At 34.3% G+C, this 24,663-nt stretch carries 18 protein-coding genes; 16 read left to right on the forward strand and 2 right to left on the reverse strand.

Features of this window, described 5'->3' with window-relative positions; genetic code table 11:
* The first annotated feature begins 332 nt into the window (after window positions 1–332).
* The gene (locus B0I26_RS15710; RefSeq protein WP_111646348.1) at window positions 333–1,196 is read left to right on the forward strand and encodes a DUF2971 domain-containing protein; all 864 of its coding nucleotides are present in this window, start codon (window positions 333–335) and stop codon (window positions 1,194–1,196) included.
* 110 nt (window positions 1,197–1,306) lie between these two features.
* Here B0I26_RS15710 and B0I26_RS15715 read toward each other — a convergent pair whose 3' ends face one another.
* Window positions 1,307–3,922 carry a TrlF family AAA-like ATPase gene (locus B0I26_RS15715; protein WP_111646349.1) on the reverse strand — a complete coding sequence of 872 codons (2,616 nt, stop codon included), beginning with the start codon at window positions 3,920–3,922 and terminating at the stop codon, window positions 1,307–1,309.
* 421 nt (window positions 3,923–4,343) lie between these two features.
* On the opposite strand from B0I26_RS15715, the gene B0I26_RS15720 reads away from it, so the two are divergent.
* From B0I26_RS15720 to B0I26_RS15735, 4 genes are all read left to right on the forward strand, one after another.
* Window positions 4,344–5,891, forward strand: a complete 1,548-nt coding sequence (locus tag B0I26_RS15720; protein ID WP_111646350.1) for a type I restriction-modification system subunit M — start codon at window positions 4,344–4,346, stop codon at window positions 5,889–5,891.
* On the forward strand, window positions 5,888–7,102 hold the full coding sequence (locus tag B0I26_RS15725) for a restriction endonuclease subunit S (RefSeq protein WP_111646351.1): 1,215 nt from the start codon (window positions 5,888–5,890) through the stop codon (window positions 7,100–7,102). Before B0I26_RS15720 ends, B0I26_RS15725 begins: the two co-directional genes overlap by 4 nt.
* A 35-nt stretch (window positions 7,103–7,137) precedes the next feature.
* Complete coding sequence (locus B0I26_RS15730; protein WP_111646352.1) at window positions 7,138–10,200, forward strand: type I restriction endonuclease subunit R; 3,063 nt, start codon at window positions 7,138–7,140, stop codon at window positions 10,198–10,200.
* A 235-nt stretch (window positions 10,201–10,435) separates the two neighbouring features.
* The gene (locus B0I26_RS15735; protein ID WP_111646353.1) at window positions 10,436–10,702 is read left to right on the forward strand and encodes a hypothetical protein; all 267 of its coding nucleotides are present in this window, start codon (window positions 10,436–10,438) and stop codon (window positions 10,700–10,702) included.
* Between the two features lie 53 nt (window positions 10,703–10,755).
* Here B0I26_RS15735 and B0I26_RS15740 read toward each other — a convergent pair whose 3' ends face one another.
* Window positions 10,756–11,577 (reverse strand): tyrosine-type recombinase/integrase, encoded by an 822-nt coding sequence (locus tag B0I26_RS15740; protein WP_111646354.1) that lies wholly within the window; start codon window positions 11,575–11,577, stop codon window positions 10,756–10,758.
* 446 nt (window positions 11,578–12,023) lie between these two features.
* Here B0I26_RS15740 and B0I26_RS15745 point away from each other — a divergent pair, with 446 nt between their 5' ends.
* The 11 genes from B0I26_RS15745 (at window position 12,024) to B0I26_RS15805 (ending at window position 24,659) form a co-directional block, all read left to right on the forward strand.
* Window positions 12,024–14,687, forward strand: coding sequence for a hypothetical protein (locus tag B0I26_RS15745; RefSeq protein WP_111646355.1), 2,664 nt, complete (start codon window positions 12,024–12,026; stop codon window positions 14,685–14,687).
* A 687-nt stretch (window positions 14,688–15,374) separates the two neighbouring features.
* Window positions 15,375–15,641 (forward strand): hypothetical protein, encoded by a 267-nt coding sequence (locus B0I26_RS15750; RefSeq protein ID WP_111646356.1) that lies wholly within the window; start codon window positions 15,375–15,377, stop codon window positions 15,639–15,641.
* 651 nt (window positions 15,642–16,292) lie between these two features.
* Window positions 16,293–16,715 (forward strand): hypothetical protein, encoded by a 423-nt coding sequence (locus tag B0I26_RS15760; RefSeq protein WP_111646358.1) that lies wholly within the window; start codon window positions 16,293–16,295, stop codon window positions 16,713–16,715.
* A 206-nt stretch (window positions 16,716–16,921) separates the two neighbouring features.
* Entirely contained in the window at window positions 16,922–18,100 is a 1,179-nt protein-coding gene (locus B0I26_RS15765) for a PIN domain-containing protein (RefSeq protein WP_111646359.1), read from the forward strand.
* Between the two features lie 42 nt (window positions 18,101–18,142).
* Entirely contained in the window at window positions 18,143–18,520 is a 378-nt protein-coding gene (locus B0I26_RS15770) for a hypothetical protein (RefSeq protein WP_146612822.1), read from the forward strand.
* 56 nt (window positions 18,521–18,576) lie between these two features.
* A complete protein-coding gene (locus B0I26_RS15775) occupies window positions 18,577–19,149 on the forward strand; it encodes a hypothetical protein (RefSeq protein WP_111646361.1) in 573 nt (190 codons plus the stop codon).
* Window positions 19,150–19,196: 47 nt separating this feature from the next.
* Complete coding sequence (locus B0I26_RS15780) at window positions 19,197–20,213, forward strand: S-layer homology domain-containing protein (RefSeq protein WP_237810588.1); 1,017 nt, start codon at window positions 19,197–19,199, stop codon at window positions 20,211–20,213.
* Between the two features lie 156 nt (window positions 20,214–20,369).
* Window positions 20,370–20,594 carry a hypothetical protein gene (locus B0I26_RS15785; protein WP_111646363.1) on the forward strand — a complete coding sequence of 75 codons (225 nt, stop codon included), beginning with the start codon at window positions 20,370–20,372 and terminating at the stop codon, window positions 20,592–20,594.
* A gap of 257 nt (window positions 20,595–20,851) precedes the next feature.
* Window positions 20,852–21,217 carry a hypothetical protein gene (locus tag B0I26_RS15790; protein WP_111646364.1) on the forward strand — a complete coding sequence of 122 codons (366 nt, stop codon included), beginning with the start codon at window positions 20,852–20,854 and terminating at the stop codon, window positions 21,215–21,217.
* A gap of 932 nt (window positions 21,218–22,149) precedes the next feature.
* On the forward strand, window positions 22,150–23,826 hold the full coding sequence (locus tag B0I26_RS15800) for an RNA-binding domain-containing protein (protein WP_111646366.1): 1,677 nt from the start codon (window positions 22,150–22,152) through the stop codon (window positions 23,824–23,826).
* A 389-nt stretch (window positions 23,827–24,215) separates the two neighbouring features.
* Window positions 24,216–24,659 carry a hypothetical protein gene (locus B0I26_RS15805; protein WP_111646367.1) on the forward strand — a complete coding sequence of 148 codons (444 nt, stop codon included), beginning with the start codon at window positions 24,216–24,218 and terminating at the stop codon, window positions 24,657–24,659.
* Window positions 24,660–24,663 lie beyond the last annotated feature (4 nt).

The raw sequence follows: 24,663 nt of genomic DNA on the forward strand, positions 1-24,663 counted from the left end.
AAATCCGGAACAATCCGCAAAAATTTTGCACATTATTTCCGAATCCGCCTGAAATAATTTGAAAAAGGGATTCTGAAATAATGTGCTAGTTTACATAATAGTTTTAAAAAGGTATTCAAATGAAAAATTATTTGATTCTTTGTCCATTTATTAACCACCTTTTTTTGATAATCAACTTACGTTAAGATTAGTCAGTTTAGATTTAAATGAAATATGAGAATCTATAAAAATATATAAAATTTTCTGGTATTAGGTATAGGTATAATAATCAGAGAACTATCTATTAATGGTAAAATTAGTTAAAAATTATTAAGGAAGGTGGCCATAGTTCTATGTTTAAGTTCTTTGATGTTACAAAAGATAATCCAATAAAATTTAACTTATTTACAATTAATCAACTCTCTTTGTATCATTACACAACAAAGAGTGCACTAGAGGGAATAGTACGTAATTCCTGTTTTTGGGTCACAAGAAGTGATTTTCTTAATGATAAATCTGAAATAATTTACTTTAAAAAGGTATTAGAACTTACTATTCAGAATCTAATTGACTTATGGTCACGATATGAAAATAAATTTGAAACAGAAGGAATCTTATATAACCAAATAGTTGATTATCTAAAATATTTTTGTGGAAAATATGAAAATATCTTGAATGAAAGAGACTATAATATATTTATTCTTTCACTTTCGGAAAATGGTAGTTCGGAATATTTATTTAAAAATTATTCGAAGGGTAATGGTTGTATCATAGAGTTAAACACTAAAGATTTTTTACAGATTGAAAAAATCGAAACAGGTTCTAGTAATCTAGGAAATATAAGTTTTTTCACTAGCGCTAAAGTTATATATGATATTAAACAACAAGTAAAAATATTTCAAACCGATATTCAAAATATCTACGAAAAAGTGTTTTATACTCTAAAGAGAAAAAGAATTAAGAATATTAATCAGGAAATATATAATCAAATCTTTAATGAAGTAATGCAATTACTTTTGTTAAAAATACATACATATTCTCAGTTCTTCAAAGATAAGGAGTTTGAACAAGAAGAAGAATATAGGGTAGCGTTTGTTATTGCAAAAAGTGAAGAAAAAAGAATAGTAAGACACCGTACAACTGATAATGGATTAGTGCCTTTTATTGAATTCAAATTTGATATAGATAAATCAATAAAGAGCATTAGAATGAGGTGAATTTTATTCCTAAGAAGAAAATATTATTGAAGGGAAGAGGAACAAAAATCCTAAAGGCTTATTCCGTTAAGAAAAGTCCCTTTCAAAATATTTTTGAAAGGGACTACTATTTAAATATTATACTTCTCTTTTCGCATTCTGAAAGCCAAACTTCCGCCTTCTAGTGTATTCACAACTGCCTCTTTTACGCTGTTATTATCAACTGATCCTAAACAATTTTTATTAATAGAACCTGTCCCTTCGTTTTCTTCCATAACACCTATTAACTCTGCGTCTCCAAAAACAGGTATATTTGCATTATGTGTTGCAAATATAAATTGCCGGTTTATCTTAAGTTCTCTTAAACCTTCAACAAGATTGTTGGCAATATAGGAATTATCTAAATTATCTTCAGGTTGGTCAACAATTAGAGGATCATTATTATCCAACATTAGGATATTTAAAATTGCTGTACATTGTTGTCCTTTTGATAACTTATTTAAGGATTTATAGTTTTCTTTTTCATTTGAAGAAACATTTAGTTGAATATCAATTATATTTGGTAAGTCTATAATTTCTAATTCCAAAAGTCTTTCTTTACTCATTCCCGCTAATATTTCCGCTTTACTATGTTGTAAACCATAGGATTTATATGCGTTATAAACAGCGTCTTTACCATTTTTAATGTGTTCAATAAAACTTGAGATATCAAAGTTATCAATCTCATTTAACCATTTTAGTCCTTGAGTACCGAGTCCTTTTTCTTGAGCCAAAAAATCAATTAATAGTTCTCTATTTCTCTTTGGATATATTTCGATTTTTACTTTTCCTTTTAGTTTTTTCTTGTTTATTTTTTTTACTACTTTTCTTAATGTATCGAGTTCATTATCCAAAATAGCATTTAGTTGTTCAAGAAGATTTGAACGTTCTTCTTCTAACTTTTCAATCTCTTTCTTTAGTTGAGAAAGTTCCTGTTCAAGAGGTTCGATAGTTGCTATCTCCTTTAAAGTGTTAGAATATTCTTTTGCAATATCTTCACCATTTATTCCATTTAGTTCACCTAATGATTTAATGGCTTTCTTTATTTGGTCTTCCACTTTTTGTTTCTCTACGCTCCATTTATTGCTTATAGATTGAATACTATGTAAAGTGGATATTTTTAAGTCTTCATATTGGGCATTAAAATGTTTCAATCGCTCATTAAAATTATCTATTTCCTGTTTTAATTCTTTAAAAATGCTACTATTTTTCGTTTTATTTATAAAATCATCGCTGAATGGAACTGCTACATTTTTTATTTGGAATGAGTGGTTATTAATGTTTTCTTTGGCTGCTGATATATACCCTTCTTCTGTCGTAATATCACCTTGAACTTGTAATTTTTGAGAAATACCAAGTTCTTCGAAGTTTTTCTGTTTTTCTTTTAAACTTGGTAGTTTGTTTATTTTAGAGGATAGTTCATCAAATCTCTCGTATTTTTCTAATAATAAAGTTGCATTTTTCCTTAAACTATTCTTCTTCTCTTCTTTAGACTGCACGATATTATTATCGTAGTCTAAAAAGCGATTTAGAATTTGCAATTTTGCATCTTCATCTTCTGTAATTTCGACTATTTCATTTTGACTGTATATCTCGATACTAGGAAGAATATCTTCAATTTTTAGTTTAGATTTTGTACCATCCATATTCATAATAACAGCAGGGCTATCAAATCTTTTTATAATTTTAAATTGCTTACCGAATTGTTTGTGAGACGTAACTATAAGTTCAACTCTCCCCCCTGCCCCTAAGTTAGCATCAACAATATTTTTAAATGTCTTCTTAGCGTCTTTTCCCTTAGGTTCTTGCTCTAATGCATATCTAATTAATTCAATTAGTGTTGATTTTCCTGTGCCTCGTCCTCCTATAATAGTATTGAGGTTTGGAGACAAATTAATCTCAAAATCGTCAAGATAGCCACCAAAAATATTTATTTGATCAATAGAGGAATGATGTATTTTATTTAAGTCAGAATTAAGTCTTACTCTTGCATCAGGATCTTTAAAGGCTAATTTAAAACAACTGAAATTTGGTTCCGACATTTTAACAAGACAACTTGCCGTTTCTGATAGGATATCTTCAGGTTTACTAACATCTTTTGCATTTATTAACGCAAACGGTGTATCTTTTTTATAGTTAGGATCTTTATTTTTTAGTATATTTATATATTTCTCTTCTACCTCATCACGTTTTGCAGGAATTTGTGCTGCTTTTAATAGACTTGATTGCCAAATAGGATATTGTTGAAGTTTTAAGACTCCATTGTCTTGTGTTACGTGGGCCGCATACCAAAATCCATTTAGTTCTTCTATTTTTTGTGCAATCTGACTAAAACTTAGTTTACTAGGTGATATTCCATCGTTAGTGTCGATTATTTCGAGTGAACCAAGATACCTTTCTAGTTGGATTTCATTTGTATTTTCATCGAAAAGACATACAATATGTACTTTTTCTGAAGTAGAAATTTCAAAGCCCGGAAAAACAACAATTCCCTTTTCCTGTAGGTATTCCCTTAGTGATTTTGATTTCTGAACATCACCGTGGTTAGCGAGTCCAACAACTTTAATTCCTGCTTGTAGACAGTTTTCATAAATTGCGTGATTGTATTCTTCTTCACTCAATGAATGTTTTTGTCCCCTATACTTAATATAATCATAAGGGTTGACCTGTAATGCACATTTGTAAAATTTTGCGTAACTGTTAGCCATATATAAATCCCCTCCCAAAGATTTATAAGTAAATTATAGCAATTTTTTTGTGACTATACATTTTGTATTTGGAATCTAAATGGATTTTCACCAAAAATTCTTCTTGATTTTTCGATTAAAGAAGTATGAGTGGGATTTGCTCACACTAAAATGGAAATAAGAATGAAATAAATAATAAGTGGTAGCCAGTACTCTACAACATCGAATGTTTGTCAAGTGCATTTTGTAGTAATGAGCCAGAAAAGGGCTTAAAGAAGTTTTGGGTTATCTATAAAATGTTAACTTTAGTGAACAAAGTGATAGAGGTTTGTGTTTCTTACCTAATTTTCACATATTAATTCAGTAGTTGAGATACAAGTTTATGATAAAATATTGCTATATGTAAGAAAGATGAACGATGGTAAAAAAGTAGGGGGTAAGTATGACATTAAAAGCAGACATCGATTTTCAGAAGGATTTGTTTGAGGCAGCCAATAAAATGCGTGGGAGTGTTGCTCCTGCTGATTATAAACACTATGTACTTCCGTTAATCTTTTTGCGCTATCTTTCTAATAAATACGAACAGCGTCGAAAAGAATTAGAGCAAATTGTAAAAGATCCAAGCAGCGATTGGTATACGGAAGATGCTGAAATGCAGCAAGTGATTATTTCTGACCCAGACCAATATAAGGCGGAAAACGTCTTTGTAGTACCAGAAGAAGCAAGTTGGTCTTATATTATGAAAAACGCCAAACAGCCGAATATTAAAGAAATTCTTGATAATGCGATGAAGCGTCTTGAAGAGGAGAATCCAGAATTAGAAGGTATGTTACCTCGTATTTATCAAGGCTCAAACTTACCGGCTGAAAATGTGGCAGGCTTAATAGAAATCTTTTCACGCGATGTATTTAGCGCTAATACTCATGAAAGTGTAGACATATTAGGGCGTACATATGAGTATTTTATTAGTTCTTTTGCTGCTTCTGAAGGTAACAGAGGCGGAGAATTTTTTACACCGTCAAGTATCGTTAAGTTGCTTGTTGCTATGCTTGAGCCGAAAAGTGGTATTGTTTTTGACCCTGCGTGCGGTAGTGGCGGGATGTTTATACAAAGTGAAGAATATGCTCCGAACAAACATGCACTTTCGTTTTATGGACAAGAAAATGTGGTAACGACAGTGCGTCTTGGAAAAATGAACGTTCTGTTACATGGGATCAATGCAGAAATTCGCTTAGGAGATTCACTTTTAAATGATCAGTTTCCTGATTTGAAGGCAGACTATATTATTGCTAACCCACCGTTTAACCAAAAAGATTGGGGAGCAGATCGTTTATCAAAGAATGACCCTCGTTTAATTGGGCCTGTTACAAACAGCAATGCGAACTATATGTGGATGCAACACTTCCTATATCATTTAAACGATACGGGTACAGCAGGGTTTGTGATGGCAAACGGAGCAATGACAACGAATGTCAAAGAGGAGAAGGAAGTTCGTCAAAAATTAGTTGACGAAGGATATATTGACTGTATTGTTCAATTACCTGAAAAACTGTTTTTTACAACAGGCATTCCATGTTGTTTATTCTTTTTAAGCAAAAACCGTGACGGTAAAAACGGTTACCGAGCAAGAAAGAATGAAATTTTGTTTATCGACGCTCGCAAAATGGGTACACTCGTTAGCCGTAAGCAAAAAGCGCTGTCTAAAGAGGAAATTGATAAAATCGCAGCCGTTTATCGTGCCTACAAATACGAAGGGGCAGAAGGATATGAAGATATTGTCGGGTTCTGTAAAGTTGCAACAATTGAAGAAGTACAAGCAAATGACTACAAATTAACACCGGGGATTTATGTTGGAACAGAAGTTACAGATGTAGATGATATACCATTTGAAGAGAAAATGGCTGAATTGACACAGCGTCTCTTAGAACTATTTGAAGAATCGAATCGCCTTCAAGAGAAGATTAAGCAAGACTTGGAGGAGTTACTGTGAGTAATTGGATTAAAGTGAGATTAGGAGATATTGTTGAACTAAAAAGAGAGTCATATCAACCCAAGCCAGATGAGATTCTACCTTATATTGGGCTAGAACATATAGGTCAGGGAACATTACGATTAATCAATGTTGGAAAATCAAATGAAGTAACGAGTACAAAAAGTTATTTCTCAAAAGGAGATATTTTATTCGGGAAATTACGTCCATATTTTCGCAAAGTAGTAAGGCCTAAATTTAATGGGGTATGTTCAACCGATATTCTTGTATTAACAAGTAAGAATCCTAGGAAGTTCAGTCAAACTTTCTTGTTTTATCTAATGGCTTCACAAGAGATGATTGATCTTGCTACTGCTTCTTCAAGTGGTACAAAAATGCCAAGGGCTGATTGGAAAGTACTTCAGAATCTAGAGGTGAGTATACCTGAAGATTTCGATGAACAGGAAAGAATAGGTAAGATACTAGAAGCAATAGACGATAAAATCGATATTAATACTCGGATGAACGAAACCCTCGAAGAAATGGCTATGACGCTCTACAAGCATTGGTTTGTTGATTTTGGACCGTTTCAAGATGGGGAATTTGTTGAGTCAGAATTAGGGATGATTCCAAAGGGATGGAGAGTAATTTCTTCTTATGATTTGGCAAATTATATTAATGGTAAGGCCTTTAAAACAAATCAACTGGTTGATAATGATGGTTTACCAGTAATTAAAATAGCAGAATTAAAGTCAGGTATTACCAACTCGACAAAGTTTTACAATGGAAATGTTGAACCAAAATATCTTCTTCAAAACGGAGATATCCTTTTTGCATGGTCAGCATCTTTGGGTGTCTTTATATGGGCGAAAGGTGAGGCTGTATTAAATCAACATATTTTTAATGTTAAACCTAACGGTACTTTATCAAAATCTATGATTTATTTTACTCTGAAAAATATTATTCAAGAATTTATAGAGATTGCTGCGAGTCGTGCAACAACAATGGGACATATTACAAAACAGCATTTGATAGATAAAAAAATTGCTTTGCCTCCAGATGAGTTGTTGGTTAAAGTGGACGAAAAGATGAGTAACTATTATCAAATGATACTGAGTAATATGTTAGAAGTGGAGAGATTAATTCAGATGAGAGATTATCTCCTCCCTCGCCTTTTATCAGGTGAAATTGATTTATCTCAAGCAGAAAAACAAGTAGAAGAAGTACTTTAAATTGGATATAAATTCGACTGGGAGGTGCAAGCAACATGACGAGACCTCTAGGTGAAACGGAATTTGAAGAAACGACGATTGAACGTTTAAAGAGATTAGGTTATGACTATCTTCATGCGCAGGAATTGTTTCAGCGTGGAGAGCGTAATAGTCTTCACGAAGTAGTTCTTTATGGTCGGTTGGAAGCCTTCTTAAAGAAGGCTTATCCGGCCATACCTGAACATGAAATAAAAGGACTTGCTCAAGTACTAACAGCGCCAGATGGTGTAAAATTGATTAACCGCAATATGCATTTTCACAAAATGTTGACGAAAGGCCTCGAATTCTCTTATGAGGTAAACGATGAAACATACACACCTCATGTTTTCCCGATCGATTGGGAACATCCAGAGAACAATGACTTTTTAGTGGTTAATCAATTGCCGATTGAAGGGCGCATGTCCCGTAGGCCAGATATCGTTATATATATTAACGGTTTACCACTGGTTGTATTTGAGTTAAAAAATCCAAACAACGAGCAAGCGACTGTTTATGATGCGTATACTCAAATTCAAAACTATACGTATGATATCTCACAATTATTTAACTACAACGCTTTTGTTGTCATTTCCGATAACGTGGAAACGAAGCATGGAATGCCGTTTGCCGATTACGATTTCTTTGCTTCATGGAAATCGATTGATGGACGAAATATTGATAACAACCGTGCCAATACGATGCGTACGCTGATTGAAGGATTATTCCCGAAAGATCGTCTACTAAATTATATTCGTAATTTCATTGTCTTTTTGGAGGAAGGTAGTAAAATTACGAAAGTTGGCGCGAAATATCATCAGTTTTTTGGTGTGAACTTCGCTGTTAATGAAGCGATACGTGCGACGCGGCCTGACGGAGACCGAAAAATCGGGGTTATGTATCATACAACGGGTTCGGGTAAATCGCTAAGTATGTTATTTTTCGCAGGAATTTTGTCTCGTCACCCAGAAATGGAAAATCCATCTATTGTTATTCAAGTAGATCGCAATGATTTAGATGAACAACTCTACGATACTTTTGTTCAGGCAGAATCATTTATTGGGAAGGTAAAACGTGCAAAGAATGTTGAAGAATTGCGTACATATCTCAGAGCAGAGGCAACTCCCGTTATATTCTCTACGATTGAAAAATTCCGTAAGAAAGAAGGAGAAACTAAGCACCCAGTTTTATCCGAAAGACGAAACATTGTTGTGATTGCTGATGAAGCACATCGCACCCAAGCCGGTTTTGCAGGTGGATTTGCTGCTCAATTGCGTTATGCTTTGCCGAACGCTTCCCATATTGGATTTACAGGAACTCCAGTCGATTTTGTTGATAACAATACGGAGGAGATTTTTGGACATATTATCCATCGTTACGATATGGCTCAGGCAGTGGCAGATAAAGCGACATTACCAATCTACTATGAAAGTCGCTTAATCCCGCTTGATTTATCGGCTGACGACATTGATGAAAAATACAAGGAAATTATCGTAGAGGCTGGTGGAGACGATGAAGAGTCAGAGAACTATAAAAGAAAATGGGCCGCTCTGGAAAAAGTCGTCGGTACTCCAAAACGGCTCCGTCGTTTAGCCAAAGATATCGTATCACATTTTAACCAAGTCGCCAATCCGTTTCAAAAAGCAATGATTGTCTGTATGAGCCGGCGAATTGCGGTAGATTTGTATAATTATCTAAGAGAGATTCCAGAATGCCCTCCTGTTGAAGTGATAATGACAGGAGATGTATCAAAGGATCCTAAAGAGTGGCGCGAAGTTCAGCCGGGAAGCAAATATGCGCATATTAAATCGAAAAAAGAACAAGAAGAAGTGAAAGCCAAACTTCGTGATCCAGAAGATCCTTTGAAATTTGTCATTGTCGTTGATATGTGGTTAACAGGAATGGACGCCAAACCGCTTTCTTATCTTTATATCGATAAGCCAATGAAGGGACACAACCTGATGCAGGCCATTGCCCGTGTAAACCGTGTGTTTCCGGGAAAAGAAGGCGGAGTAGTCGTTGATTATATTGGAATTGCTACTTTACTGAAAGAAGCAACTCATAAATATACGCAAAGTGGCGGCACGGGAAGTCCTACTTATGATATTTCAGAGGCCGTTAATATCTTCATGGATCATCTGAAGGCAGTAAGAGGATTTATTCCAAGCGAGATTGATGTGCAAAACTGGCGCACAAAACCAAAAATAGAACGAGAGGACTTCATTGCTGACCTTGTTAATGTCCTTTTAAATAGTGATCCGGAAGAATATATTCAAACAGCCACCAAACTAGAAAAATCGTATCAGTTGGTGAAACATCAACCGGAAGTACTTGAACTTGCAGATGAAGTTATGCTCTATTTAATGATGAAAGCACAACTTCGCAAACATTTGCGGCCACCAATTGAAAAACCGAGTGAAAATAAAACATTAGAAGAGCGATTATCAGAACTCATTGATAACAGTCTGTTAGCAAAAGAAACCGTTGACATTTTCCAAATAGCAGGAATTGAACGCCCAGATATCAGCATATTGGACGATGCGTTCTTGGCAGATTTAACAAAAAAAGAGCATGTAGACTTGCGTTTAAAGTTGCTGAAAAAACTTTTAGAGGATCAAATCAAAGTGACATTTAGCCAAGGAAGCCCACAGTCAAAGGCGTTAAGCGAACTTCTAGAGAAAACGTTAAGGGATTATCATAATCGGGTTATTCAGGCTGCCGATGTGGTCAGGGTTATGATTAAAATGCGCAAAGAAATGGAAGAAGAAATACGCAAGCGACACGACTTAGGATTGTCAGAGGAAGAAATTGAATTTTACAAAGCGATCACTGCTATGGAGCAGGAAGCGTTCTCAAACGAGTTTCTTGCTAGTTTAATCCATAAGGTGGTTAAAGCCTTAAAGAAACAATTAGCCGTAGACTGGACAAGTCCTCACCGTCGAGATGTCTACGCTAAAGTGAAATTAGCCGTCAAGCAAGTGCTCATGAAAGAGAAAATTACGGGGCAACAATTACAATTCTTAACAAATAAATTCATGGAACAAGCCGAACAACAATATAAAGACTGGCCAATGAATGCGTAACAACTAGAACAGATGTCTCTTATAGGGGCATCTGTTTTTGTATCCTTTTTCTAAAAAATTGTTGCTTTTGAGCAAAAACTTAAATAATTATTAAGTATATTAAAAAATTTTTGCGTTTTTTTACAAATATGATATAATAAACAAAACAGGGTGTATTACAAAACGTCATATAGCATTTCTTCAAAACACGAATTAAAGCAGTCTCCCCTGAGAAAGAGATAAGGAGGAGATAGCGATGGAACAAACTATTAAGTTAAAAAATGTTACTTTGTTAAAGGAAATTTTAAGAAACGAGGGTTATGACAAAATTATTTTTTGGAAAGACGGGTCATGGGATCTCGTAAGCACTAGTTATCGTGGTGAGACAAGTGGAGAACAACCACTGTTTTCAATTCAAAGTGTTCATAATTACAATCTTACGTGGCGTCAAATCAATGAACTTGTCGCAAAGATTAAATGGAGACTTAATAACCCTAAAGAGTATTGGCACTTTTATGAGTAAATTACAAAAACACCCCAGTAAATGAAGATTACGCTTCATTCACTGGGGGTTTTCTATTTTACCCATAAATCACTTACTGCTTTCATCTTGTCCTCATCAGTTGGAGCAGAGTAACGCAGCACCATATCGGCTGAGGAGTGGCCGCTAAGGGCTTGAATAATGCTAATATCCTCGCCATTTCTTACCAGTCTGGTAATAAAAGTATGACGAAGGGCATGAACATTAACCCCGTATTTTTGGAATATGTGTTGAACAGTTCGAGGAGAAATTCGCTTATTTCTGTTTGATAAGAAAAGAGCAGAATTATCATCAGTGAGATGTTCTAGGTATTTTGTAATTGCTCGCCGGGTTTCAGAGTTTAATGGAATCTTCCGTTCTTTCGCTCCTTTTTCTTTTCTAATAATTACTTCTCCTTTGCGTTCGGATATGACAACATCCGTTTTTTCTAAAGCAACTAATTCGCTGAGTCTTATACCAGTATTAATGAGTAGTTGTGCGATGGCCATATCTCTAAGGTTTCCTGTTCGATCAATTTCTCGAAGTAGGCGATTAACCTCATTTCTTTCGAGAGCCTTCGGTGCCTCATGCAATATGTTTCTCGGCTTTACGACAGAGATGTCTTCAATAGTTTGTTCTTTGTTCGCCCAAATGCTGAATTTTTTTATAGCATTCCAAATTTTATTAATCGTAGCCGCACTTTTTCCTCGACTAGCCAAAAAATCAATGTACTGTTGAACGTCCATGCGTGAGTAATGTTGTAAATCTGTTCCGGCACCTTCTAACCACTTTGAAAACTGTTCTAAAGCATGACAATATGTTTTAATGGTCTCTTTTGACTTTCCTCTCAATGCTTCTTGGGCAAACTGCTGTATCATGTTTCACTCTCCTAGAAAAATTAGGATAAATAATTCTACGACAAAATTTTCTTTTGTTAATGGCTAAATAAAGAGCATAAAACCATGAAAAATGAGTCTAGAATAGCGTAGAATGCTAATTCTATGCCAAAAATCTACGCAATTCTCATCTCCTTTCTTTAGTAAAGTTATACTTTATGTACTTTATAATTCGGCATTCACAAATGATTCCTTTGAAAAAACTATTTTTGACAAATATATTATGAAATATCTATATTACATATTGACTGACAATTCTAACTTCTATTAAAATCAAAACACAGTCCAATGATATGGCAAAATATCTTTTGCTGGGCCAACTTTTAAAATAGAAAGGAGAGTTCTCATAACACAATTAAAAACATGTAATTAAAAGACTGATCATAGCATTATAACTCTCCCTTTTTAAGAAAAAGGGGGAATGTCGTATGTTAAAAGGAACATTGGCAAAAGTGAAACTTAGTCTTGATTCACAGTGTTTTCAGCAAAAGCCTGAAAAATGGGAAACAGCGATTATTTCTAGTCGTATTGCTAGTTTGCCGACAGAAATAACAATGCAAGAATTTGCGCAGGCTGTTGTCTTTCCAAACGGTAGAAGTTTTGCACCTGCGGTTTTTAAAGACGGGATTAGAAAAAATGCTTATTGGGTCAGCCAACAGGTTTTTGCGCTTGATATTGACGAAGGTTTGTCGGTTGCTGATGCTATAAACAGATGTGAGCGATACGATATCATGCCAAACTTTGTTTATACAACATTCCGCTCTACTCCGGAACATGAAAAATTTAGAATGGTGTTCTTGGTAAATGAAGAAATTTACGACATCCGAGTGAGAGAGTTGGTACAACGTTCGTTAATGACACTTTTTCCAGAGGCAGATGTCCAAGCAAAGGATGCTTCAAGACTGTTGTTTGGAGGCAAGGAACTGGTCTATGAAGCATATGACAACGTCATAAGCGTTCCAGACTTATTAAATGCTGTTATATTGCACATAAAAGCAGGTTCTAATCCATCACGTGATATGGAACGTTTCTGTCGAAATGTTGGCATTGATTTAATCAACGGTTACCCGAATTATAAGTTGATTGATGAGAATGATGAAATAGCATCAGAAGATAACTTGTTTATTTCAATGACTAAAAAGCGCACCAATCCTATTATATTTAATAGGGAACGCCCGAAAATTAGTCATGGTTCCTATATGATTAAGTTTTCTAAAGAAAATACCGAGGAGTACCATAGAAAAGACGAAGGGGAATTGCTTAAAGATCATGGTTTTAAGATTGATAAGTTGAAAGAAAGTTTTACGCAAATTAGAGACTTTCCATTTGAGAAACTAGAAGAGAACTGTAAACTTTATCGCCAGTCCATATGTGGAGAGTATTGGTTATATCACAACGAGATGTTTGGAGTTATGACTAACTTGTTGAGAGTAAAAGGTGGTAAAACGAAAGTCGAACAGATCCTCAACAGCAGACCAGAATACGCACAAAAGAAAACGGAATGGAAGGTCATGATTAATCAAATACAGAAGTCGAATTATGCTCCAAGCCGATGTGATTCATACTGTCCTTTTGCTAAGGAGTGTGAACATGCCCTCAACATGATTGAACAAGGGAAATTGTTTAGAGGCAGAATTCAAATGACTCAAAAACCGAATTTTCAACCTTTGGAGGATGCGGAAAAGAAACTGAAGCAGTATTTTCACGAAGCGCTCAATTCTGAAGAAAATGGCGTATTTGTGATTAAAGCACCGACAGGAATTGGGAAAACTCAGTTGTACGTTAATTCGGCTCAAACTCATACGTTCACAATTGCATTACCTACCCATCGATTGAAGGAAGAAGTTTCACAGCGATTAAATCATTTAGGCTGCAAGCATGTAAAAGTGCCGCAACTGCCGGACCTAGATATTGAATTTGCTGAGAAAATTGAACGTCTATACAATAACGGAGCATATAAAGCAGTGAATGCTTTCTTAAAGAAAATGGCTCGGCAAAATGAAAAAATTCAAGAGTATCTTCTGGAACTTGAAAACGTTTATAAAGCCCGAAACCAAATTATTTTGACTACTCATCAACGGATTTTATTTACAAAAGAGGATACGAACGACACATTAGTCATTGATGAAGATATCATACCAAGTCTGTTGGCGGTTTCAAAAATGAGTGTTTCAGATTTTACGCTTGTGTGCTCCAAGTTAATGCAAAGTGAAGAAAATAGAGCCGCTATCTTTACGATTCAAAACATGGTCTTAAATGCACCGACCGACCTCGTTCAAGAGAGAGCAGCCTACTTGCTGCCGAATGCCAACGAGGTAGAAAAGATTATTGTAGAAGACAGCGCTATAAAATCAGACATTTTGGGCTTCTTAAATTGCTCATATTTTGTAAAAACAAAAGGTCCAAATGGAAATGAGTTCATCTACTTCATTCAGCGTCATCAGTTGCCTAAAAAGAAAGTCATTATACTCAGCGCTACGATCAGCCAACCGATTGCAAAAATGTTGTTCGGTTCGCAAGTCAGATATTATGATGTTGGATTAACAGAATCAAAAGGAGAAATTGTACAAATTCCCATCAAAAGTTTTAGCCGCTACGCGATAAAAGAAAACCAAGAACTCTTGGACTTGGCAAAAAAGTTAATAGACATGTACAATCCTAACAGCGCTATCATTACCTATAAAGGATTTATGGAGCAAGATGAAACCATTCCTACGTTTGGTAATACGGAAGGAATCGATTCACTCAAAGGACAGAACATTACGGTGTTAGGAACGCCTCATGTTAATCCAATCACATATTTGCTCTATTCAGCCGTACTAGGGTATAAACTTGGATTAAATGACAGCAAAATGGAGTATCAACCCGTTCAGCGCAATGGATTTAGATTTTTCTTCAATACGTATGGAAGTAACGAAATATTGCAAGAAATCCAATTTTACTTGATAGAAAGTCAGTTGATTCAAGCCATTGGCAGAGCGCGAATACTTAGAGAAGATGCAAAAGTATTAGTTTTAAGCAATCTTCCGGTACAAGGTGCTCGGTTTATCCATTTATCTCAACGAGACATACAAAATTTATTGCATTCCTAAGTTTTAGAAAAAATGGAGTTACTGGTTGGCACGGAGGCCACTTTCAAATAATATTACGTTACATATTACTATTCATCATACATAACCACTTCACCTGCTTAAAGTTTTAACTACGAAACACTGCGTATTCCACTTCATACAGCACCATTTAGCACTACTACACAAACTGTCTCCTTAAATTGCAAATCCGCTTACATATTTTATCCCTTTGTATTTTAAACATTCATATTGATTATCGTTTATTAATAATGAATATGAACATTCATAATGATTAGTATTGATTAGATTAAATAGTATTCATTCTAAGTGATTAATAACAAAGCATAATCATTATTTACAATAAAATTTTTTCGTGAAGAAGATGAAAAAAATGATTTTTTTCATGTATGTGTCTCATACATAGGTAAATTAGTCTGAAGAAATAAGATAAAAAACGAATAAATTAGGAGAAAATAGATTTATAGCAGCATAAAATCATTTTGGCTTTAAAACGGCTCATATTGCCTAAAATGGTGAATTTCTCACTACTTGTAACAATTGATGAGAGAACGGAATTAGACACACGTTCACACAGTTGGCACGTAAAATTATTAGATTAACTTCTTAAACAGTTTACATTTTTGGCTTAAAAAACAAGGAAATCCCCCCTCCTATTTTGAATCAGATGAGTTAAAAGGGGGGATTTTTATGGTTAAAATTTTGCTTGAGTATAATTTGCTTATATTTCAATGTTGTTTTAAATATACCGTGTTCAAATTCACAAACATTGATAAAACGTATTATGCCGCTGTGGTGGAAATGTCTAATCGTGGGGGAGAATTTGAAATCATTCAGAGCAAAGTGCTGGATCGTTTGTCTGATGCAAAAAAATATTTGCTGGAGTTAAACGAATTCAACTTTCGAACGGATGATATTGATGAATTGAACGAGTTTATTCATTTTTTAGAGGAATAGAGTTTTCGATAAAAGCAATTCAAATGATGCAGCCGATTCTGGGCTGCTTTTTTGTTTAGATAAAAAAAGGAATGTATGTTCGGTGTCTAATTATAAATGTGTAAAATAATTAACAAATGAAAGGATTGAGCGTACTCATGTCAAATAAGGACAAACAACATGGATTAAGGGAAACAAGTTTTATTAAGTTTAGACATGATGATTATATGATTATCATTGCTAGGCATAGCCGCTTCGCTTGGATACAGCATACAGACAGTAAGTACATGTACTTTATGTACATCACACGTTTACAAAAACGTTTAATTGGAGACAACACATCCGAAGTCGCAGAATTTAACATTTTATGCTTTTTCGGTATGTATAACAGTTTTAGTCATTTAATTCAAAACGTGCAGCCGATTCTATCCGAATATATTTTAGACTCAAAAAAGATAGTGGAGATAGTGATGTTATGCGAAGAGTTGTATGACAATGATGAAGATCATGTAGATGGAGAAGGAATGCGATAAAACAGCAAGGAGATAATCCTTGTTGTTTTGTATTTAATTAACATAAATGGAATAGTATTATAAATTAGGTCCTGTTTTTTGATTTTGATCGAGATATAATCATGTTAAACGCAAGAGGAATCGTGGGAGAGTGCTTAGTATGGAAAGAATTTTGCCAAAAAAGCAGGAGAGGTTCGTCTTTTATATGTATAACTTTGTTTTGAGGATATTTTTAATCTTTCTCGCTGCTAAATTGTGTCAAAAATATTTTCCATATGGTTTTTGGCTATATGCATCTATTGCATATCTTAGTATGACAGGTGGCGCTTTTATTTATAGGCGAATGTATATTCCAACATACCAGATGCTTGTTATACAAGATGGGAAAGAGAAAATACCAGTAATCTTCGTTTATTGTATGCTCACATTGATCATGATTGTTTGTATATTTGGTGGACTGATTTTATTTTTTCAACAAAAGGATATTTTTACGGTCATTTTTGTGCCCTTTTTCTTTTTTATGGGAGCGTTGATTTGGGAGATAACGATTAGCCGGATGATTACTCTTTTGGGCAGAACATGAGTGAAAAATCTTAATATTGCTACTAAAATACCATTACATTAAAATGGTTATTTAGTATAATTTAGTTATATTTATCCTTAATTTACCTTATCAGTAAAAAAGGGGTGCCAATAGTGGAGCAACTAGAATCAATAAGATGGATACTAACGTTAGGGGCAATTGTACTGCTCATTTTATCTCTTGTTTTTCTAAAAAGAGGCAAAAAAATGTCTAGGCGTTATGGAAATAGGCATATGAGTGGGATGAACAAAGCCAACCTACGAGTGACAATGCCGGTTAAGTTTTCTGAAGACAGCATTATAAAGGCAGCGCATGTTATAAAGAGTTTGCCTAACTGCTATCTTGCTTTTGATACAAACATTTTGCTTGATTACCCATACGTGCTTGTCAATTTGGGGGAAGATGCCAACATTTTAATTAGTGAGCAAGTTCGGAGGGAATTAGATAAGATAAAAGATAGTGATTCAGAAGCGAGCGATGCTGCTAGAATTGCTCTAAAAACCATTTCTAATCTTCATAAAGACAACAGACTTGAAATTGTCCAAGTGGATAAAAAGAAAGTGGAGGAATTAGGGCTTGATCCTAATTCGGGAGACGATTTGATTATCGGTTCCTATCTTGAAAGAGTAAAAGATGGAAGACAAGTTGTTTTTATTACGAATGACAATAATGCTAGAACAACTGCTAGAACAACAAAATTGAAAGTGCTAGAACTTGATTGGGAAGAAAAACTATTGAGAGAAAACAAAAAACTGAAAACGAAAACCACAGTATATCGTCCCGGATATGCTTATAAACTTTTTGCGATTATTTCGTTCTCTTTGTGTGCTGGATTTTTCAATGGGATGATACACATAGAGGACAAGATGAAACAAGAAGTCCAACCAGTAATGGCCACCTCTTCTGGAAAAGGAGGACCAGCATATGTAAAAGGAGATTATCCTTATGTCATCAAGAATGAGTACGGAAACTCGTTTCAAGGAAAAAAAGCAGGGGATTGGGGCGCAAGCGCGATTGTAGATATTCGTTATTCTGACTCATTTTTTGCACGTACTCTCGGAAATTACAAAGTGACACTTGGGGTTTGGAATACAAAACAAGTTGAGGAAAAAACAAATAAGTTGACATATTTGATTGTCTTGAAAAATGGAAAGCAATATGAGCCGCAGTCAACAAACTTTTTTAATTATGATAAGAAGCAAGGAATTGAAATTCCTAGCGTTAACAGCCGTGTTAAGTTTGAAAACGTTAACGGATATGACAGCGTTGGTTTCAATATAGAGAAAACTGAATTGAAAGATTTAGAGAATGCTGAACTTCGTTTAGTACATAAAGTGACGAAAGAAGTCATCCAAACATTGCCGTTGAAAGTCTTGAAAAAATAATGGAAAGGACAGATACAGATGTCATTTTCGGACTGGTTATCATTGGCTTGGCACATCTTATACCCAAGTGTTGTGATTTTTGTTGTTTTGTTTTCCTTATGGAGAATTACCGCATTTTTGATGAATGGTTTTAATCGCTTAGTCCAAAAAATTGATGGTACTGATCTAGCAAGTGGAAGTAATCTGACAGGTAGATATAATACTAAACGATATCATGTATTTTCAAAAACAGACAAGTACGATGGATTAGATGAACTAATGGATGATATGGATAGAAAGTTTCAAGAAGATAGTTTGCGATTTAGCGAGGAAAGTTTAAGGGAAAGTATGCGGTTTCAAGAAGAGTCGCTGCGTTCGTTTAACGAAGATTCTATGCGCTTTAACGATCATCATGACCACCATAACCATCATCAGTGGTAGTCATGCTTTAGGAAAAATCACGCATTTTTTGCACCAAAGAGGTGAGTATCCTAGAAATGTCCGTGATAAAAGTTGTGCAAACAGCATTAAGATGGCTTTTCCCATTTTCAAATAAACATGAAATAGAAATTGTTGACCAGTTTCATGAACATTGCGCTGATGAGCGTATGCCAATCACAGTTGAAGACGTTAAATGGTATGTAGAGCAAGTCGAAAAAAAAGATCCGCACGCATTAAAAGGCATTAAATCAATCATCTTGTGCAATATGGAGCCTCAATTTCATCCGAATATTCGAGGAAGTTATACTCCTACAAAAAAAGGGGCAATTATTCGATTGTATGGAATGGCGTATTGTTCTAATGTTGATAAATATACGCTCGATTTTAATAATAGAGAAGAAATAAAATTAGGGTTCACACCTGTGCAAGCGAGAGACCTCATGCTTTCAACTTTAGGACATGAAATTGGCCATAATGTAGAATACAGAAGATCAGGCCGATTGTTTGGCGACGATGTTGAAAAGTTTTGCGATCAATACGCAGATGAATTGAATATTGTTGTAGACCCTGAGCGTAGTGGGCAAGGGAAAGTGGTTTACGTTGACGATATCCTCCTATCGCGAGTTTAGTAACGATTTTGGAAAAGAATGCTTAGAAGGAGTGACTCCATGTGAATATGATAAAGCGTGTAGCCGCCATTATTGTCACCTTATCTTTGTGTTTTACATTATTCGTAATGAATGGCTCAGCCCAATCCAAATTTAAAGACATTCCTAACAACTATTGGGCGAAGAAAGAAATTGAAGAACTAGTATCCAAAGGGATTATCAATGGATATCCAGATGGCACTTTTAAACCTAACCAATATGTTACGAGAGCACAAGCCGCCGTTATCGTTGGTAAAGCGATGCAAATCAACACGAAATACCGCCCAAATCCGGGATTCATAGATGTCAAATCGAAAGATGCTGCTTATCCATATATTGCGGCTTTAGTGGAACGTGGGATTTTTTCGAAAGGAAAGAAGTTTAATCCTAATAACTCATTAACACGGGAACAGTTGGCAAAGATTTTAGTAGAAGCATTTGCTTTACAAGGTACAACAAAAACAGAGTTTAAGGATGTTCCGAAAAATCACTGGGCATATAAATATATCAATACGCTAGTAGCAACAGGAATTACAACAGGCAAAACATCTGACAAATTTGACCCGACTGGAAAAGTAACAAGAGCGCAAATGGCGGTGTTTGTAAAACGAGCATTAGATTACCAAGAAAAACAAATTGCTAATCTAAATCCTTTTGTGAAAGAAGTAGTATCTTTGGTTAATAAAGAACGTGCAAAAGAAAAACGTCCTCCATTAAAGTTAGCGTTAGATGTAACGAGAGTTGCTCAATTGAAAGCCGAAGACATGAGAGATAACGATTATTTTGCTCATGTTTCTCCGAAATATGGAGATCCACGAGATATGTTAAGTAAATTTAATGTATACTATCAGTACGCTGGCGAAAATATTGCAGGTGGTCAAAGGACCCCAGAAGAAGTAATGACTGATTGGATGAACAGTCCGGGGCATCGGAGTAATATTTTAGACCCAGTTTATACAGAGATAGGTGTTGGAGTTGTTGAAATAGGAAGTATAGGAGAGGGGCAATCGGTATATTATTGGGTGCAAATGTTTGTAGCAAGATAATTATTCGCAATCTCCTATTCTTTATGTTCTTCACACGGGGCTTTGGCTCCGTGTTTTTGTTTTGCATATAACAACCGATAAAAAGCAGGATTGGGATCTTCAAAGTCTAAATGATGCTCAGTAAGCGAAATAGCGTAAGACAAAGGAGGAATTCTCATGTCAGCACTGCATTCACTGATTACATGGGCAGAAAAGGCTTCAGACGTTTGTTTGCTGCTGTTTGTTTTTATACTTATAGTTGCACTTGCTGATTTATTTATTAATCTTTGTTTTAAAAATTTGTCTAAAACGGAGGTTTACAGATACGTGAAGTATGTTATTGGGATTTTAATTTTATTATCGATTTTTTGCATAGTTATTTATTCTTTTTTAATGATTTGAGCAGAAGGAAAACGATAGAAGTGGAATTAAGTGTCTTATTAGTTTAATTACTTTGATCATTTTGTATTACATTCGAGATTTACTGAAATGACACACGAATTAAGGTAGAGAACAGTGGGCTTTTTAAGGCTTAACTGTTCTTTATTTTATTCATGAGGATATGATATAAGACTTTTGTGATAAATACAGGTAATTTTCTATGAATATGTAAACATATAAAGTAAGAGATGAGTTATTAAGAGGGGAGGGAACGGACAATGAAATACACAGTAGAAGAATTAATCGAAATTAATTTTCTGTACAAAAATTCTGCATTGAAAAGTGTTGTAGAGATTGAGCCGTACAAAAAGGTATCTTTGGTACTTAAAACAGTAGAAGGAACAGTTTTGCACTGGGTCTTGCCGTATTTTGAATACATACAGATTAGTAAGAATTTTTACATAGAGGAAATTCCGATGTTAATTGATTTATTTAAACAAGATATCATTTATGAAATCATAAAAATTCCAAAGTATAACTACTACAAATTAAATTTTCGGGAAATTAAAAGGGACTATATATTGCAGGAAAAAGTGTTTCGTTACGTCATGAGTAATTATTTAATGGAAACGAACCGTAATTAACAATAAGTGGTTCAGGCAGAGAGCGAAGACCAGAGCCGTTTGCGTTGAATTTAATGAACTTTATAAAATAAATTCCACTAATAAATGAAATGCATATCTATAACACAGAAGTTCTTCCTTTACATATGGAGAGATTTCAAGAGTTTATTGTAATGTATAATTTCCAACCTAAACACTAAATACACTTTGATAAACAGTAGCAGTTCATCGTAACCAATAATTGTGATGAACTGCCTTTTTGTTTGTAAGAAAAGATTGAGTGTAAGTTCTCGCTACTTACTAATTGTTTAAAATGTTCTTTATTAGGAAAATTTAGTAATAAAAAGCATGCGGAGGAGTATGTATGAGGATACTCTCTAAAATTTCTTTTTATGTTTCAGTGATTTCTAGTGTAGTTCTTTTATCAGCAATTGTGTTGGATTTAGCAATTAATAAACAAAGATTGTTTAATGCTAAGGAGTATTTACAATGTTTTTTATTAATTCTGATTGCAATTACAATGAAGTTTATAATAATTCCCTATTATGAAAGGAAGAAGGGGACAAGGGATGTCTAGTGATTTTCATCTCAGTTAACGGTGCTTATTAGTTATGTAATTTGTCTTAACAACTTCAGATAATAGTCAACAAATAGCGATTGTTAGCAATTATTCACAATCATTTTAATTGTTGTAATGATTATTTTATTATTCGTGGAAGTAGTTGATGGAATTTTTTAACAAGAAAAAGCGAAGAAATAAATCAAGAAGAGGTTGTTTAACGGAAGATTGAAAACGGGGCAATCGCTCCGTTTTTAATTTTTTATAGGCGTTGTCTTTTGCAAAAAGGACAAAATAAGATATGTGTTGAATGTAATAATATATAGTAAATACTACAAAATTTCGATATGTTATACATAAAGTAAGTTCTACTGTTATAATCGTATTTACGGAGGTGACGATATTGAATGAAATAGAACTAAAAAAATTATTGGATGAGTTTAGAAGCCTCCCCTCCGAAAATGAATGGGTAGAGTTTAAAGAAGCCAAGAGTAATTTCCATTTTGATGATTTAGGTGAATACTTTTCAGCGTTGAGCAATGAGGCTAACTTAAAAAATCAGCCTTATGGGTGGCTTATTTTTGGAGTAAAAGATAAAAATAAAGAAATTGTTGGAACACAATACAGAGAAAATAGAGCAGATTTAGATCGCCTTAAATATGAGATATCAAGGCATACAAACGATGGATTATCGTTTGTTGAGATTTATGAACTTTTTTATCCAGAGGGCAGGGTGATTATGTTTCAGATTCCTGCTGCGCCAAAAGGAATGCCAACATCTTGGAAAGGTCATTATTTTGGCCGAAATGGTGAGTCGAAAGGTCCACTCAGCATACAAGAAATCGAAAGTATTCGCAATCAACGTATGAAAGAAGATTGGTCGGCTGGGATTTGCCCCGGTGCTACGATTGACGACTTAGATAAAACCGCCATTGAGAAGGCAAGAGAAGAGTATAAAAAGAAGAATCCGCGTTTAGCCGAAGATGTCGATAAATGGGATGATATAACGTTTCTGAATAAAGCAAGGGTAACGATTAACGGACAAATTACAAGAGCAGCCATTATATTGCTTGGTAAACCTGAATCCGAACATTTTTTGGCGCCGGCTGTTGCAAAAATGACATGGATTTTGAAAGACGAACATAATATTGAGAGGGACTATGAGCATTTTGGACCGCCATTTATTTTAAACACAAATGAACTTTTTGCAAAAATCCGCAATTTAAAATATCGCTATATGCCGGACCAAAGTTTGTTCCCTATTGAAGTGAATCAGTATGATCCTTATGTCATTCGTGAAGCGTTGCATAACTGTATTGCTCATCAAGATTACACTCTTCAAGGACGAATTAATGTTGTTGAAAAACCAGAGGAATTAATTTTTACAAATCTTGGTGAGTTTATTCCTAAAACGATTGAGAATGTGATTGAACGTGATGCACCTCAAGAATATTATCGAAATCGCTTTTTAGCCGAAGCAATGGTCAATCTGAATATGATTGATACAATTGGTTCGGGAATTAAGAAAATGTTTTTAGAGCAACGAAAAAGATTCTTTCCAATGCCAGATTATGATTTAAGTGAGCCAAATAAAGTTAAGGTAACTATTTACGGCAAAATACTGGATTACAACTATACTCGCATGCTGATCAATCATACAGATCTGGATCTCAGCGTAGTGATTGCATTAGATAAGGTACAAAAAAAGCAGCGCATCACACAAGAAGAAGCAAAGAAATTAAGGGCATTAAAATTAGTGGAAGGCAGATATCCAAACCTATATGTTTCCGCTAAAATTGCTGAACTTACAGGAGATAAGACTACTTATATTAAAAACAGGGCTTTTAACAAAGAGCATTATAAGCAGATGATTATTTCGTTTTTGCGTCAGTATAAAGTGGCAAGTAGGAAAGATATTGATGATTTGTTGCTAGATAAACTATCTGATGCTCTTGATGAGAAGCAGAAAAGAAAGTACATCGGCAATTTGCTTCAAGAAATGTCTAAAAAGGATAAAACCATTGTCAATCAAGGATCTACCCGCTATCCGAAATGGGTATTAACTAATTAGTTAAACTTAGTTTTAAATTAGTTATAGGTTTAGTTAATAAAATTAGTTATAAAAACCGCTCGAATATTGTTTTTACGCGATTTTTCCATTAACTAATTATTAACTAATTATTAACTAATTAGTTATAGGAATAGTTATTGTTAGTTATAGGATTTAGTTAAAGACATCGGTTCAATTTAAACCGGTGTCTTTTTAATATTTACCAAAGAGTTTAAAACATATTCTAGAATTTGGAGGTTTTTGTCTGAATATGTTGAATCTTTATTTGTAAAGAAGTAATCACCTATAAAGAGGCTAAAGGTAGAATTTCTTTATTCAACTTAGCCTTTGACAGAAACAAAAGTTGACACAATGAAGCCCTAGGAGGAGAAAAAATCCGGGAGGCTAAAATGTGGAAAAATTTAGTTATGTCTGTTATAAATTTTGTTAGAAATTTTAAAGATACCTCTACACTTAAATATTTTAAGAAGAAAGTTGAAATGGGGGATATAATGCAGCACATTTTTAAAAAATTAGAAGAAGATAAAGCAATAAAAAAAGTGATATATATGCTTATGGCCATGGGATATGCATATTACGAGGTTAGACAGATTAGAGAAATTTTTAAAAAGGACAGTTTTAGGGAGATTGCTAAACCTGCAATTAAAAGGATTAGTTATGAAATGAAGGTAAATATGATTACTGAACAAGAAATTGCAGAATTTATCTATAGAGAAGAACCTTACTTAGGTTATCTTTACTTTGAAGCAGGTTACGATATATCAATTTTAATTATTATGTTTATCTATCGGAATGGTTTGAACCTATTAGATATTTTTTTAATACCACTGTAACAAA

The organism is Paranoxybacillus vitaminiphilus (assembly GCF_003259935.1).
Lineage (GTDB): Bacteria > Bacillota > Bacilli > Bacillales > Anoxybacillaceae > Paranoxybacillus > Paranoxybacillus vitaminiphilus.